We start from the raw sequence: 14,571 nt of genomic DNA, 5'->3' as shown, positions 1-14,571 counted from the left end.
CACGTTAATTGTTGTATCTAAAATAAGGGAGGATTACACTTATGGGGATACTAAAACTTTTTGCTATGGCTTGTCTGGTCACCGTGGCATTGATAGGATGTAATCAAAACAACAAGGCCGTAAAAGATGAGGCTGTTGACGAGAATGTGAAGACAACTACTGATGATCTTCAAAATCATGAAAAGCGGGTAGATGTGGCTGATAAGATTGCAGAACAAATCGTCAGGTTTGAGGACATCGAGAATGCAACTGTGCTCGTTTCAGAACGCATTGCCTATGTTGCCGTTGCCATGAAGGATTCAAATAACGAAGAGATAACAGATGCCTTAAAAGACAAGATTTCCGACCTAATATTATCCGATAATTCAAATATTCAGAAAGTATTTGTGTCAGCAAATCCTCACTTTGTAAGCCGAATGAAGGATTATGGAACTAAATTCAAGGAAGGCAAACCTGTAGAGGGCTTATTTGAAGAATTTAATGACATGATTGGTAGAGTTTTTCCTGACGCTCATTCTAAATAAGTCTAGTGCCATAAATAAACAGCAAAAGCCACACACACGAGCAGGGCTTTTGCTGTTTATATTTTCTTTGATGTTACTGCTACTATTAGCTTCGCCTTTTACATTGATACTAATACTGTCCTTACTATAAGCCGTTTGTGGAGGGTTTTTTATGATTTTCGATTAAAACCCTTAATGTTCTTGATATTATTCATGTTTAATACGTGTTAAATTTTTATTCTCTTATTGAAGTAAAGTACCCAACGAATAGGAACTTTCTTACCTAAATAGTGAAAGAACTTTTAATACCCATGCAATAATGCGCCCTTGAATAAGTTTCAAATGTATGTATAATGTAGGGTAATTGTATAAGTTAAATGTTTTCTAGGGTTCCGCAACAAGTTGTTGGACTGGTCCGAGAGAAAACTCACAGCTTTGCTGTGTCACGGAGGGATAAAAGCCTGGGAGAAACTGTTTAACAGTTATCTCTTAGGCTTTTTTGTTTTTTTGGCAGGAATAAAATGGAGGTGTTATTTAAATGAATACAAACTGGATTAATGTACTGATTGCTGCTTTTTTTGAAGTTTTTTGGGTTATCGGCTTAAAACACGCAAATGACTTTTGGACTTGGACTGGAACTGTTATTTCTATCATCATCAGCTTCTATTTAATGATTATGGCTGGACGAAAACTTCCCGTCGGGACTGTCTATGCAGTTTTTGTAGGAATGGGTACAGCAGGAACTGTTTTTTCTGAAATCATATTCTTTGGAGAATCATTTAAAATGGCCAAAATACTTTTAATTTTACTTTTATTAGCAGGTGTAATTGGCTTGAAATTAGTTACAAAAGACAAAGTTCAGGAAGGAGCTGATTCCTAATGGCATGGGTTTCTTTAATCTTAGCAGGACTATTTGAAATGTTTGGTGTTACTATGATAAATAAATTGCATAAGGACCGGAATTGGCAATCCCTAGTTCTGTTAATTATCGGATTTGGAGCAAGTTTTTTATTTCTTGCTTATGCAATGAAAACACTACCTATGGGGACTGCTTATGCAATTTGGACCGGAATTGGAGCGTCTGGTGGAGCAATATTAGGAATGTTTTTATATAGTGAATCAAAAGACTGGAGAAGAGTTGTTTTCATAGCAATGGTTTTAGTTGCAGCAATAGGGTTAAAACTAGTTTCATAATCGGCTATACCCTTGGAAATATCCGTTTATGCAGAATGTGTAGATCGGCTGCGGCCAGTCTTTTTTATTTACATAATCTTTACAAAGCCCCTCATCTCTTCCTTATATATAGAAGGAGATAGTTTTTTACGTTATAAAGAGGAACCTGTTCAATCGTTACGAGCAGGTGGGTTTTTCATTTCTGTTAAATTAAATTTACCTAGTCTTTATAGAAGCTTAATTGACGATAGCTATAATAGAAGAAAAGGAGATGATCATTTGAAATTGCTCGAAGCAGTTAAATTTCATGGTTTATTTCGATTGTGGAATGTAGATGGCGAAGAAGTGACCGAAGCCCTTTTCTTCAGTGAGATTTTAAAAAGCATTGTCGATAATGGTAATGACTGGGACCCGGGTGTATTCGATTGGTCTCATGAAGAGGAGATCGATTTTGCAGACTGGCAGGAAATTGAGGTTGAGGTTTTGCCAATGGTGATGATTGAGTAAGGATGACTTTTGCGGCCGGTTTTTTGTATAAGTTCACCTCTAATTCGGGCAATATAATTGCGAGGTGTAACAATGAAAAATTTAGAAGTGTTTTTCATATATGGAGCTTTAACATCGGTTTTATTTATGGTCTGCATTTTTATCTATTGGCTGATTCACGAAAGGAATAAAAAATAAGTCACATTCTAAAATTCAAAGCTGACCGTGTTGAGGAATTAGATGAAGTAAATGGTGCAACAGTACTTGTAACAGATCATAAGGCTTATGCAGCCGTTGATTTAAAAAACGGCACGGAAGTAAATGACGATCTCAAAAATAAAATTGAAGAAAAAGTAAAAGAATCAGATACTTCTGTCGGAAAAGTGTATGTTTCCGAAGATCCAGATTTCAGCACTCAAATGAAGGATTATGCTGATCGGATAAAGGCGGGCGAACCAGCTGAAGGGTTCTTCGATGAATTTAGTGATGCTGTTCGCAGAGTATTCCCGAGTGCTTGACTACAAACCTTATCAATTGTTTCATCAATAACAACCCTAGCCGAAACTTGTTTTATCATACCGGTGCATCATAGACCACACTTCTTCTCGTGTGACCGGACGTTGCGGATACGTGCCTTCACTGATTCCATTCTCTTTCACCCATTTTTGTGCTTCGGCGAATCAAGGTGACAGCGCTGCGTCTTTATTATGCTGCATCCCGCACCTCTTTCATTTTTTGCATAAAAAAGAGACCTGCGTTTGCAGATCCCTTAGTTTTACTAATAAGTTATTGTCCCAATGCCGCTTCAATCGCTGCTATTTCTTCAGCAGAGAACCGTGAAGATGCTACTTGAACTGCCATTGCTTGTTGTTCTGGTGTTAAACCATTCTCTGCGATACGATTATACATAGCAATTTCTTCTGCAGTAAATCGGCTAAACACAAATTGCATGGCCTCTTCCCTCGAAGAAAAACGCGATTTAATAGGGGCGTTTGCCTGAGTATTTTCAACCTCATTTGATTCTGTTTCTTTCACCGTTTTCGTTTCTTGGGCTTTTTCCGCTTCTCTTTGTATTTCTGTTTCTTGTTCTTGGTTTAATTCTATCTCTTGATCTAAATGAATCGAATCACTATTAGCATCTTCTTTTATAACTTTAGTTCCTTTTTCATCACTGCTATTAGACTCGTTTTGTTGAACAGCTTCTTCATTCGGCTCTTCGTTTGTTACCAACTGAGCATTTTCATCAGAACTAGAAGAATCCTTGGTACTTTCTTCTGAATTAATCTTTCCAAATACAACTACTGAGATTGATATTAAAACAACTGCTAACAACAAAATAAGGCTCATTCTCTTTAATTTCATATATACATCTCCTTCCATTATGAATATACATATTCTCCAGTATGAACTCTTTTAGTCGGGTTACTTTATTTCTTCTTTTACACCTCTTTTAACCGTGGGCCTCGCTATCACAGCAGCCACAATGTATTTATTAATCGTTCAAAGCAGAATAAATTTTTTGTCTATACTCCTCTTTCCATATTAACAATTCTTCGAAGTCACCTTCATCTCCCACGCCAATCAATCCCTTGAAAATAATGCATAATCTTTTCCAAAGGAGGTGAAATATCTTGGAATGGATAGATGATACAAAGGCTTCCCTAGAAATTGCTGAAGTGATGCTTGATAACATTCAAGATTTAATCAATGAATCGGTAACTCACTCTGACGTAATACCCTATTTGAAGGTAATAATTAATAACTTTTTGGAGAATTGCCTTTCTCCACTAGATTACGCAGCTAATTATATCTTTTCTACTTATTGTGAAATTGAATATACAGCTCAAGAACTTAGATCTTTTAGTGTATATTCTCCTATAAGATATAAACCAAGAGCATTTAATTCCTGTATACTCAAAAATTATAGAACTCCTTCAACAAAACGTCCAGATTTAGTAAATGTATTTGAATCCGCCCAATCATTTTACCACGGTTTAGTTCGAGTTCCGTTTTCTCCTTCTTGAGCTCCTTGATCATTTCATTCTTATCCTCAATCCACATAATCTTCTGTGCTCGGATAATAGCTACATATTGAATTTGTATAAATCAGCGGCAGAAACTTCGCAAAGAAGCCATGAGTGACAGCTTTCTGATTTTGTTTGTTTTGGAGCATAGAAAAAAGCACCGTGGTGGGTGCTTACATAAAACCAAAATTAAATGCCTGGGCATTTTTTCTTCTTCATCAATTCTTTCAATCAATTACTTCAATTGAGGATATATGCATCGGATTAAAAAGCTCTTTTTGCCCTTCATCAACAGCCAAAAAACCGCTCATCATCATTGTCATACCATTCGGCATTTCTTGATAAAGGCTATTAATAAAATCTTGTACTGTTGCAGATTCATGCGTTACCTCGTATTCTTTCCCACTATCCATAATCACTTTAATTTTCATTTTGTCACCACCCTTCGCCTTATATTTCAACAAAAGGAGTCAATTTCCTGCAAAACAAAACGTTACTGCAGAGATAGCGATTTTGTTTTTCTCATATATACGGCAAACTCTGTCTCATTGATCATGCTGTATCATGCTGTTGATGAGTGTTTTATCCTGCAAATCAAGCTCTGTTAATTCGGCTTTCGCTTCAATAGCTGCTTTCATTTCTCTCAGCGCACATAATGATTGTTTGTATTCGTAAATAAGTATCCGCATATCCATCCTCCTTAATTTTGCCTTAACGTGTCCTTCCCATCCCCATGAGATTCTTGATTTCCCGTTCAGACAATTTTTACTGTTTCTTTGTCGGTTTCTCCTTACTGTCGATCGTCATCTTATTCTTTTCCGTCCAACTAGTTAATTGATCTTTAAATTGATTCATTGTTGAACATCCCCTTTCAAAAATAAAAAAGAGGACACCGATCACACAGCAATAAAGCTGTACAATCAGTGTCCTCAGGCTCTCCTATCTTGAACCTATTCAGTTACACACATTATAACAAATCTTCAATGGGAAAAGTCACTAAATAATGCTGAATATTATCGTCGAGCTAATGCAGCTGATAGGAGAAATATTGACCTCTTTCTAATATCACTTTCTCATTCATCATATTTCGCATTTCAAAAATACGGTAACATTGTTATTACTTATATTAGTAGGGTAATACCAGAATTCTTCTAAATTCAATATCCAAATATAAGTGATTTTTCTTCTGCAAGGACGTACTAAATCTTCGTTAAGCTGCAAATAAGCATAATTCTTTTGTAGCTTTTGAGATTTTTAAGTAGGCGATGCCATTGTTGGTGCCCCACCTAGAAAGCCCCTCCTGGCATTCCTTCTGGATATCCAACTTGCATTCCTTCTGGCATCCCATCCGGCATTCTTCCTGGCATCCCACCCGGCATTCCTTCTGGCATCCCATCCGGCATTCTTCCTGGCATTCCACCCGGCATTCCTCCTGGATATCCACCTGGCGTTCCTTCTGGATATCCATCTTGCATTCCTTCTGGATATCCATCTTGCATTCCTTCTGGCATCCCTCCTGGCATTCCTCCTGGCATTCCACCCGGCATTCCACCCGGCATTCCACCCGGCATTCCTCCTAGATATCCACCCGGCATTCCTCCTGGTGACCTACCTGGCATCCCTCCTCGACATCCACACGGCTTTCTTCCTGGCATTCCTCCTGGATATCCACCTGGCATTCCTCCTGGATATCCACCTGGCATTCCTCCTGGATATCCACCTGGCATTCCACCTGGCATTCCACCTGGCATTCCACCTGGCATTCCACCTGGCATTCCTCCTGGCATTCCACCTGGCATTCCACCTGGCATTCCACCCGGCGTTCCACCTGAATGGGCGTATATATAATAACCATCAGTATAATACACCTAACTCCTCCTTTTTCATATCTAAATGACATTCGTTATAGAGTATGTATCCTAATTTATATTGGTACAAATGAAGTTTATATAACATTAGAAATATGTTGTCCGATCTCATCGAATATGTTCCAAATAAAAAGAACAACTAGAGCATCCTCGGTTGTTCTTTTTATGTCATTTTTAGAATGTCACTGTTACGTAGTTTGTTCCAACTGGTCATTTAGCATTTACTTTTTACTGTAGGATGTATTGTTCTTTTCAGCCCAGCAGGTTAATTGATCTTGAAAATGCTCCAACATTGAACAACCCCTTTCAGAAATAAAAAAGAGGACGCCGATCACACAGCAATAAAGCTGCATAATCAGTGTCTTCAGGCATTCCGTCTTGGACTAAATTATTTAAATAGCTTGCGTAAAAGTATCGAAAAATTTAGAATCTTATCCAACTTATATTTTCTTTAACTCCACAAAAAGTGTAAAATTTTCAAAACTTCTGTAAAATATGTTGTAAATCTCTCAAAAATATCTTATGATTCTTTCTGTTGTGTTTAGTAAACAAACAAACTCGCACAGGAGAATTGTCATGTCACCCACTCAGTTGAATTTAAATGACTTATCCACCCAAATTAATCATATCCGTAAGTTGATGATAGCCTCTGGTATTGAAAAGGGGCTTAATAATTTTGAAACCCTTAAATACAGCGAAGAATTGGACAAGTTAATTATCCAATTTCAATTGCAAAGCAAACTTTAAAAATCTATCGAGAATAAATATCATTTTTTGTATAAGTTTCTCTGGATTGGTTAAACTGTTATTGTGTTAGGTTTTCTCATAAGTAAGTTCCTTCCACTCGTTTTAGCCAGGGCAACCTGGCTTTTTTTGTGCTGTAATATCGATGGATTGTCCATTTAGCTGATTGAATTTTCACAGTTTGAATCGTTACTACGTATACTAAAAACAGATAGGAGTCTCTTACTTCCTCCTATTTAGAAGCCTTACTCCTTTTCGAGCAACTATTCTTATCCTGGAATAGTTGCTTTTTCGACGGGCTGTTTAGCAATATTTGTTTTCAAATGCTGTTGTATCCTTCATTATCAGCTCCCACCGTCCTTCGTTCTCTTCTGGATTCATGTTGTTCAAGGTTCTTACATTCATTTCTTGAAAAGCTATTTCTTTTACGTTTAATTCTTTTCTATTCGGGTATGACGAGTAATTAACCCAAAATTACTCAAAAAAGGAGGCCATCACAGTATGTTACCTATCAATATTTTTGCATGGGTACTAATAATATTTTTATTCATTAGTTTCGTTTTTTCTTTAGTTGCTTTATGGAGAAAACCGAGATTTTTACGCGAAACTGAGAATGAAATTTCCTCACGATTGAATAAAAATACGCTTAAACGGGATAAATGAATACAATACTTCTTGTGTCATTTGTTTCTCTTTATGTAATGTATATCGAATCCAACGGGCTTCTCATGCTGCCAGGCGATAGTCTGTGAACCAAAACCAGCCGGCAGATCATCCACTTTCTTAGGTATTCCATCGACTACGTAATATTTAGCATTCTCCATCAAGTCAATTTCAGCTGTCATTTTTTCATGGTCAATCTTCATACCACTGGATGCCCCTAGTTTATTAAAATAGAATTGCGAGCAATATTTTAAAGGCCGGGGACTTTTCCTGGCTTTTTTGTATACTTTTCAAATGACTGATACGGCTTTTACTTATTGGTTACGCTTGAGCAGCTGCTCTTTGATTGCTCGGGCTCTCTCTTTCATACTCTCCATTTCTTCTTTTAAAGACTTAATCTTCACATCGCCTGAAGACAATTCGATTCTTATTAAGTCCCCTTCCTGCACATCTGATCCTATTTTTTCAACTAACATTTATTCTAGCGTATTCAGTGGGGATCTCGACTGAGATCTTCCGTATATTCCTTTTACAGTCACTATGGAGTATCCGTAACATACCGAACGATGAGAAATAAAAGTGAACCCATTCTTTTTATATTGCTTTCTTTCTGTTTTTGAAAAAAGCAATGATGAGGAGAAGAACAGGGACGATGGCTTGAAATGGGCGATCGATATATGGTAAGAAAACCGCCCTCCATTCTTGCATATATTCCGTATAATTGCTTGCAATGGCCATAGATAGATATAAAATAACAATGCCCATCGGATAAACAAGACGGGAGGAGTGTTTCACATGAAATAAATGAGCCGCTCCCATCACCGCCGCATAGAAAAAGATACTTATTTTTAAAAAACCGCCCATCATCACAAAAAGGATAAAATACACATCTAAACGCTCCAAAAATCCGGCTACTTCAATCGACTGGATCGAAGCTAGAAAGGGAAATTGTGCATCGGTAGTAAGATTAACACCGAGAACACTTATGTTAATTGCTGCGACAAGAGCCAATATCAAACCGCCCATACCCATTGCCCATAATCCGGTGCGTTTCACTTTTTCACGTTCCTTGACATAAGGGAAAATCATCGCAAATGCAACCATTTGTCCAAATGGGAAGTACAACGTGTCTGTGAAAGCGGTTTTGATTACCGGAGACAGTCCTTCTTCCAGTACTGGTTTTAAGTTTTCGATATGAATAGTTCCTGATACGATAAATAAAAAGAGGCCGCTCAAGAGAAGCAGGCCCATAGCGACAAACAACACTTCACTTGTTCGGGCGATGACTTCAATTCCTTTATAAACCGTATAAACAATCACTAGAATGAACAGGGCATTGATAATAAATAAAGGGGTTGCCGGGTAAGCAATGGTGACCAGCATTACCCCGAAAGCGCGCAATATGCTTGCAGCTACATACATAAAATAGAGGACAAAAAAGAAGGCGAGTATTTTACCTAAAACAGATCCTAGTAAAATTTGCATATATTCCATCGGCGAAAGATCCGGATAGTAGTGGTAAAGGCCGTAATAAATGAAAAACAGGCAAAAACCGCCGGCCATTGCGATGAGAATCGCCAGCCAGGCGTCCTGTTTCGCGTCTACTGCAAGCGGATTAAATACGGCAGTACCAATTTCAAATAAAAGGATGAGTGTGAATAGCTGATAAGCACTCATTTTCGCTTTTTCCATAATATGATCACTCTCCTTCCTTTTTCAACGTTGTATGATCCACAATGAAAGCATCGTATTAAATTATCTTTCTTTCTTTTTTCATCCATTCTGTCCTAGTACTTCCTTGCTTATACTTATTGGTTGTTTATACAGGCAGGGACGATTGTTTTTTGTAGCATATTCATCTAATTCTCCCAAAAAACAGGCATCCCATGTACTAATCCATTTGAAGTTTTCCGCGTTACTGTTCCTTCAGATATAAAACTATTTAATCGGATATCTGTTTCTTCCAAGACTTACTCCGTTCAAAACATTTACTTACATTGCAAAAAAACCATACCAGCATATTGACTGATACGGCTTTTACTTACTGGTTACGCTTGAGCAGCTACTCTTTGATTGCTCGGGCTCTCTCTTTCATACCTCCATTTCTTCTTTTAAAAACTCAATCTTCACATCGCCTGGAGACAATTCCATTCTTATTAAGTCTCCTTCCTACACATCTGATCCTATTTTTTCAACTAACATTACTTCTGAATCGATTCGTCCTCGCGCTAGAACAGCTTTGCTGGAGGAAATGCAGCAAAGCTGGGAAATTATCAAGAAACGAGGTCTAAATAAATAAACACGCTGCGGTGTGTATTTATTTTAATCTCATACCAGTACTTATTTTATTGACTTTGAAATGCAAGGTACGAAAAGAGCTTATTTTTCTATCCTGAATGTTACTTCTTCAACATGTCAACATCTGTTCAGTTAAGCAGAAGGAGGAGATTTATAAAACCTTCATTCATTACTGTGCTTAACAAGAAGAAGCAGAAAAGCTTATACGGCTTTCCTGCTTTTTTTTGCTTTATCAGATCGGAGAATTAACACTGCGTATTTCCTCAGAAAATTCGGCTGTTGCCGTCCATTTTTCCCGCCATTCCACCCGTTCTTGCTCTTCTATTTGTTTTTCGAGCGTATCATCCCAGCGTTCGAGCCACGTATTCCAAACGCGCGCGTAGAAAATGTCCTGTTCTTTGTTGTACATTCGAAATTCCAGGCATGGAACATGTTTGACCATCCGTTGATCGAAGCTCTTTACGTCAGCTACTACCGTTTGAAAGCCGTTTTCCTCCAGCCCATTTTCTCTCTCGACAAGAACCTGCAACATTCGGTCCACATTGATAAGATCCTGATTATTCACATACCGATAAAGCGGCAGTTCTTCGTCTGTTCCGGGCATAGGTTCGTTCATCGCCGGCCAAAATTCATCATGACCCGTGCTGTAAAAAAGCACTGTCCACTCTTCTTCCATTTCTTCGTCAATGATGCCTGTCTTCAGCTGTTCATGCCCTTTCGGTGTTAGCTTGTAGCCTTCTTTTTCCAGCCGGATCAAGCCCGTTCGCTGCATTTTTTCGATTAAATCCGCAATGAACAGCTCCTCTACCAGTAGCATTTCGGACAAATTGGCTGCCCGCCGGATATCGACCTGTCCAAAAGCGAGCAGCAGCATTTTCATGAGAATATCCATTTTAGACCGCTTTACCCGCTTAAATGCCACATCAAATGTCACTACCGGCAAATGCCACATAGCCGACTCCTTGATTTGGACAGCTGGATTCTCAAGCAAGGTGGCACGTAAACGTTTTGTCAACTTATCCATGCTGTTTCACCTCTTCAAGCGTTCGCAGACCATGTTGTTTTTTGGCGGCTTCTAATACGTGCGTATACATGTGTCTTGTGTCCGCTTGTTTCGTCCGCTCGGTAAACATCTTTTTACTGCCGATTAAAACGAGCAGCTCTCTCGCTCTCGACAGGGCGACATTCAGCCGGCGGTAGTCTTTGGCGAAGCCGATGTCGTCCTGTTTATTATGGTGATTGCGCACCATGCTTAACAGAATGACATCCATTTCCATGCCTTGAAACCGGTCCACTGTCCCGGTGCGAATAGTCAAGTGGCGCAAGCGAAGCTCCTGATGAATCAAGCGGTCAATCCTTTTCACTTGTTCCCCGTAAAAACTAATTACGCCAATGCTTTTTTTCTCATCAGCTTTCATTCTTCCAGCTTGCTTCGCCTGTGCCGCCGCTTCATCCAATTCCTTCAGCAAAGCACCAGTCCCCCTCAATTCAGCCGGGTTATACAGGCTTTTTCCGCCTTTCATTCTTTCTTCGAAAAACGCATGCTCGTTCGGCATATCCAGCCATAATAGATGATTGTCCCGCTGTATGAGCGGTGATTCCAGCAAGTGATCCCGTTCCGAATCAGAATCGGTCAAGCCGCATTGGAGCCGTTCGTTTTCCTGCTCATAAAACGGCGTAATGGCTGCCATAATGTTTTCATGCATCCGGTACTGGATCGCCAGCATCGTTTTATTGCTTTTCGGCAAGTTTTTAAACAACCGTTCAAACAGTGATTCTTTTAACAGCTTTTTTAATTCCACTTTTCCTTCAAAGTCTTCACTTTCGCCCGCCATTTCCTGCAGCGCCTCTTCCAGCGTATCGTTTCCTAAAAGAGGCGGCAGCTGGTGATGGTCGCCGACTAAAATGATTTTTTTTCCTTTCAACATCGGCAAAAGCAGCTCCGGCGGGGTGGCTTTTGATACTTCATCGATGATCACCACATCAAAAACAGGGTAATTGTCGATAAAATCTTTTCGCGCGGATGCCACGCACGTCGTTCCAATCACATTCGCATGCTTCACATATAATTTTCGGATTTCGTCCAAGTCGTGATCACTTGCTTTTTCCAGCAGTGACAGCCACTTTTCTTGAACCGACTGGAACAGCGGGAGTTTCTGCTTTTCCTGCTTTAACGACTCCCGTGTAAAGGACAGACTCGCCAGCTGCTTTAACACCTTTTCATGTTCCCGTTCCGGTTGTGTAGAGAGGATTGCATGTAAAAGCGCCAGTTCTTCTTCTTTTCGGCTGATTGTGTCACGCAGTTGCTTTAGATGAGTCCCCAGTTGAGCGAGCTTTTGTTCAGCCGCCTGCAGCTGAGCGGCTTTTCCCGCTCGTTCAGTGCGATTTGTTTCAATTCGCCGCTCCACTTGCTCGTACTGTTCTTTCTTTTTTTGCAAATGAAGAGCTTTTTCCTCGTATTGCCCAAGAGCTTCTTTTGCGTTAGCGATCCGCTCCTGTGACGCTGCCATCTGCTGATACTTACTTTGAAGCAAACGGAGCTCAGCCCGCTGATCTTCCAGCGCTTGCAAGAATTCTTGGTATGACACTTTATTTATCTGCTGCTTTTGCTGCAGCAGATGGATCATTTCCTGCTTCAGTAAGCGAAATGTTTCATTCGCGGTTTCTTTATAATGATCATACGACTTTAACTTTTTCGCTTTCTGCCACACAAAGTGCCGCCGGCGGTATAATCCTTCGAGATAGTCCCCTAACGTCCTCATATCTATATTCGGATTTTGCTTTACTGCATTCCTCAATTCATCCAAAAAATGATCGATTTCATCGGCCCTATAAGATGACGATCCATTCCCGGCACGCTGCTTCAGCTGATCAATCGATACACGCTGCCGCATGAAAAGCTGCTCAACGTACGAAATTGCGCGGTTTAATTGGTCATTATACGCTTTTAATTTCGTGAGCTGATTCATTTCTCCGCGAATGCCGTCCAGCTCGTCCATCAGCTGCTCGGCTCGTAGAGATCGTTCTATATAATGTTCAAGCAAGATCCATTTCAGGCCGTCGATTCGTTTGACGGTTGCTATTTTTGCAGAAGCAACGTCCGTCTGATTGATCTCAGCGGCCCGCTTCTCACATTCGCCGGCCGCTTGATCGATATTTTGTTTTTTTCGATGGATTTTGTCTTGAAGTTCATCGCAGGCAATCACATGGCGCAGCCGCTGCATCACTTGCTGGACAGATTCCCATTCTTTTTGTAGCGCCCCGTTATCCGGCTCATCACGAAGAAACGTTTCATCCTGTTCGATAGACGTTTCCAGTGAGCGAAGCGCCTGCTCTGCTTCCCGTACCTGTTGCCCAGCAGCCCACTGTTTTTGTTCAGCTGCCTGCACATCCTTTTTCTGTTCTTCAACAAACGATCGGCCTTCGCCAAACTCTTTTTGCGCTACTTTTTTAACTTCCAGTGCCACTTCTGCTTGAGCAAGCACCGGCTGAAGCTGCTCCTGCTCTTTTTCATTCGAAGCCCATTCTGCTTCCAGTTCTGTTTTCCGTTTTTTGCGCGCTTCAAACTGAGCAGAGACTTCTTGCTGCGTCTGGTCTTTCCAATACTGCCCCACATTTTCTTCAATGAATTTCTTGCCTTCTTCTTCAATGCTTTCCGTGCGCCCCACCCGAAGAATGCGAATGTCTTTATTCGCTAGCAATCGTCCAAGGGCATTGTCGACCGCCAAATTCGACTGCGAAGCGACCAGTGTGCGCAGCCCCGCCTTCGCATTTTGCAGACAAATTTCAGAAATGACCGTTGTTTTTCCGGTTCCAGGCGGCCCTTGAATGACGTATAAGTCTTCCGCAGACATAGCGCCTATGACCGCTTCCTGCTGGAACTCGTTCAATCGATTGTGAAATTGCAGCGCGGCTTGCTTTTTCGGCGCTCGGACCGGCGGCTTGTTTTCAAATAAAAGGCGTTCAAGCTCCGGATTCGCAGCCAGGCCGTTTTCTAAATGCTTAAACCCTTGCCGCAGTCTTTTCACCTGGCTCAGTGTCGCAAAATTGCTAAAGACGACTTCTTTTTGATTCATATCGAGCCGCTGCTGCCGGGCCCGTTCCTCCATATAACCGTGCAGTTCCACTTCAACGGTGCGAGCGGAACGATTCGCTTTCAGCACCTTCCCAACATCCTGGTCAATCCCCTTGAGTTTGACGCTCAAATCTTTGAGTGACTTCCATTCCTTTTCACCCAACTGGCAGCCCGTGATCGTCACCCGGCTGAAATCACCATTGAACGTAAGCCCCGAATAGCGCGACGTCATGTCCGGAATATCCGCATACCGCTCCTGGATTTTCAAATAGCCTTCCCAGCTCGCAATACGCTTTTTCACATACACTGAACTTTCCTGCGCAACCGGCATTTCGCGAATCAGGTTCAGTAAATCAAGCGGGACCGGCACCCCACGCTGTACGTTCAAATCAAACGTGATATCTACCGGGCGGCGCCAATTCGTCTGCACCGATGTATGCGCCGCTCTCGTCGTCACATTCGTCGCAATGAACCGGTCCTTCTCCACCACACAATGCAGAACGACCACAAGCCCATTGTACTTATCGGCCATCCGCGCATTCGCCTCATTGTCAAAGAACAACGCGGCCGAAAGAAGGCGATCCGCCGCCTGCGGATACTTTTCTATATAAACGTGAAACGATTTCTCCAACGAAAAAAACGAGCGCTCATCCAGCCCGAGCTCCCGCATCTTGTCCTTCGCCTTATTCGTCAAAGTTACCGGACAACGATATGTCGTAATATGTTTCTTCATCATA

At 40.9% G+C, this 14,571-nt stretch carries 16 protein-coding genes, 1 pseudogene and 1 riboswitch; of the genes and pseudogenes, 7 read left to right on the top strand and 10 right to left on the bottom strand.

Annotated features, from left to right (window positions below):
- Positions 1-41: 41 nt before the first annotated feature.
- The 5 genes from A3M5_RS0105130 to A3M5_RS26565 all read left to right on the top strand — a co-directional run bounded on the left by A3M5_RS0105130 (position 42) and on the right by A3M5_RS26565 (position 2,680).
- Entirely contained in the window at positions 42-524 is a 483-nt protein-coding gene (locus A3M5_RS0105130) for a YhcN/YlaJ family sporulation lipoprotein (RefSeq protein WP_018392690.1), read from the top strand.
- A gap of 352 nt (positions 525-876) precedes the next feature.
- Positions 877-973: riboswitch (guanidine-I (ykkC/yxkD leader) on the top strand.
- A gap of 68 nt (positions 974-1,041) precedes the next feature.
- Positions 1,042-1,383 (top strand): DMT family transporter, encoded by a 342-nt coding sequence (locus tag A3M5_RS0105125; protein ID WP_018392689.1) that lies wholly within the window; start codon positions 1,042-1,044, stop codon positions 1,381-1,383.
- Positions 1,383-1,697 (top strand): DMT family transporter, encoded by a 315-nt coding sequence (locus tag A3M5_RS0105120; RefSeq protein WP_018392688.1) that lies wholly within the window; start codon positions 1,383-1,385, stop codon positions 1,695-1,697. The genes A3M5_RS0105125 and A3M5_RS0105120 overlap by 1 nt, the downstream gene beginning before the upstream one ends.
- 258 nt (positions 1,698-1,955) lie before the next feature.
- Positions 1,956-2,183, top strand: coding sequence for a hypothetical protein (locus tag A3M5_RS0105115; protein WP_018392687.1), 228 nt, complete (start codon positions 1,956-1,958; stop codon positions 2,181-2,183).
- A gap of 173 nt (positions 2,184-2,356) precedes the next feature.
- The gene (locus A3M5_RS26565) at positions 2,357-2,680 is read left to right on the top strand and encodes a YhcN/YlaJ family sporulation lipoprotein (RefSeq protein ID WP_082193854.1); all 324 of its coding nucleotides are present in this window, start codon (positions 2,357-2,359) and stop codon (positions 2,678-2,680) included.
- Positions 2,681-2,948: 268 nt separating this feature from the next.
- Here the strand turns inward: A3M5_RS26565 and A3M5_RS0105110 are convergent, their stop codons facing one another.
- Positions 2,949-3,524: a hypothetical protein gene (locus A3M5_RS0105110; protein ID WP_018392686.1), complete on the bottom strand. Its 576-nt coding sequence runs from the start codon at positions 3,522-3,524 to the stop codon at positions 2,949-2,951.
- Between the two features lie 269 nt (positions 3,525-3,793).
- On the opposite strand from A3M5_RS0105110, the gene A3M5_RS25705 reads away from it, so the two are divergent.
- Positions 3,794-4,186, top strand: a complete 393-nt coding sequence (locus tag A3M5_RS25705) for a hypothetical protein (protein WP_018392685.1) — start codon at positions 3,794-3,796, stop codon at positions 4,184-4,186.
- On the opposite strand, the pseudogene A3M5_RS25985 reads toward A3M5_RS25705, so the two are convergent.
- The 4 genes and pseudogenes from A3M5_RS25985 to A3M5_RS23650 form a co-directional block, all read right to left on the bottom strand.
- Positions 4,164-4,323, bottom strand: a pseudogene (locus A3M5_RS25985) (phage terminase small subunit); the annotation flags it as partial. The gene A3M5_RS25705 and the pseudogene A3M5_RS25985 sit on opposite strands and share 23 nt — an antisense overlap.
- A gap of 90 nt (positions 4,324-4,413) precedes the next feature.
- On the bottom strand, positions 4,414-4,617 hold the full coding sequence (locus tag A3M5_RS0105100; protein ID WP_018392684.1) for a hypothetical protein: 204 nt from the start codon (positions 4,615-4,617) through the stop codon (positions 4,414-4,416).
- Between the two features lie 114 nt (positions 4,618-4,731).
- On the bottom strand, positions 4,732-4,875 hold the full coding sequence (locus tag A3M5_RS25190; protein WP_018392683.1) for a hypothetical protein: 144 nt from the start codon (positions 4,873-4,875) through the stop codon (positions 4,732-4,734).
- 597 nt (positions 4,876-5,472) lie between these two features.
- Positions 5,473-6,054, bottom strand: a complete 582-nt coding sequence (locus A3M5_RS23650; RefSeq protein WP_051080829.1) for a hypothetical protein — start codon at positions 6,052-6,054, stop codon at positions 5,473-5,475.
- 576 nt (positions 6,055-6,630) lie between these two features.
- On the opposite strand from A3M5_RS23650, the gene A3M5_RS24385 reads away from it, so the two are divergent.
- Positions 6,631-6,801, top strand: coding sequence for an aspartyl-phosphate phosphatase Spo0E family protein (locus tag A3M5_RS24385; RefSeq protein ID WP_018392681.1), 171 nt, complete (start codon positions 6,631-6,633; stop codon positions 6,799-6,801).
- 677 nt (positions 6,802-7,478) lie between these two features.
- On the opposite strand, the gene A3M5_RS0105070 is transcribed toward A3M5_RS24385, so the two are convergent.
- The 5 genes from A3M5_RS0105070 to A3M5_RS0105050 all read right to left on the bottom strand — a co-directional run bounded on the left by A3M5_RS0105070 (position 7,479) and on the right by A3M5_RS0105050 (position 14,567).
- Entirely contained in the window at positions 7,479-7,664 is a 186-nt protein-coding gene (locus A3M5_RS0105070) for a hypothetical protein (RefSeq protein ID WP_018392679.1), read from the bottom strand.
- Between the two features lie 111 nt (positions 7,665-7,775).
- Positions 7,776-7,937 (bottom strand): hypothetical protein, encoded by a 162-nt coding sequence (locus A3M5_RS25185; protein ID WP_018392678.1) that lies wholly within the window; start codon positions 7,935-7,937, stop codon positions 7,776-7,778.
- Between the two features lie 118 nt (positions 7,938-8,055).
- Positions 8,056-9,153 carry a GerAB/ArcD/ProY family transporter gene (locus A3M5_RS0105060; protein ID WP_018392677.1) on the bottom strand — a complete coding sequence of 366 codons (1,098 nt, stop codon included), beginning with the start codon at positions 9,151-9,153 and terminating at the stop codon, positions 8,056-8,058.
- 838 nt (positions 9,154-9,991) lie between these two features.
- A complete protein-coding gene (locus tag A3M5_RS0105055) occupies positions 9,992-10,783 on the bottom strand; it encodes a hypothetical protein (RefSeq protein WP_018392676.1) in 792 nt (263 codons plus the stop codon).
- Positions 10,776-14,567: a DEAD/DEAH box helicase gene (locus A3M5_RS0105050; RefSeq protein WP_018392675.1), complete on the bottom strand. Its 3,792-nt coding sequence runs from the start codon at positions 14,565-14,567 to the stop codon at positions 10,776-10,778. Before A3M5_RS0105050 ends, A3M5_RS0105055 begins: the two co-directional genes overlap by 8 nt.
- Between the last annotated feature and the right edge of the window lie 4 nt (positions 14,568-14,571).

The sequence above is a fragment of the Bacillus sp. 37MA genome, from assembly GCF_000372765.1.
In the GTDB taxonomy this organism is placed as follows: Bacteria; Bacillota; Bacilli; order Bacillales; family Domibacillaceae; genus Domibacillus; species Domibacillus aminovorans.
This window is presented reverse-complemented; position numbering and strand designations above follow the sequence as displayed.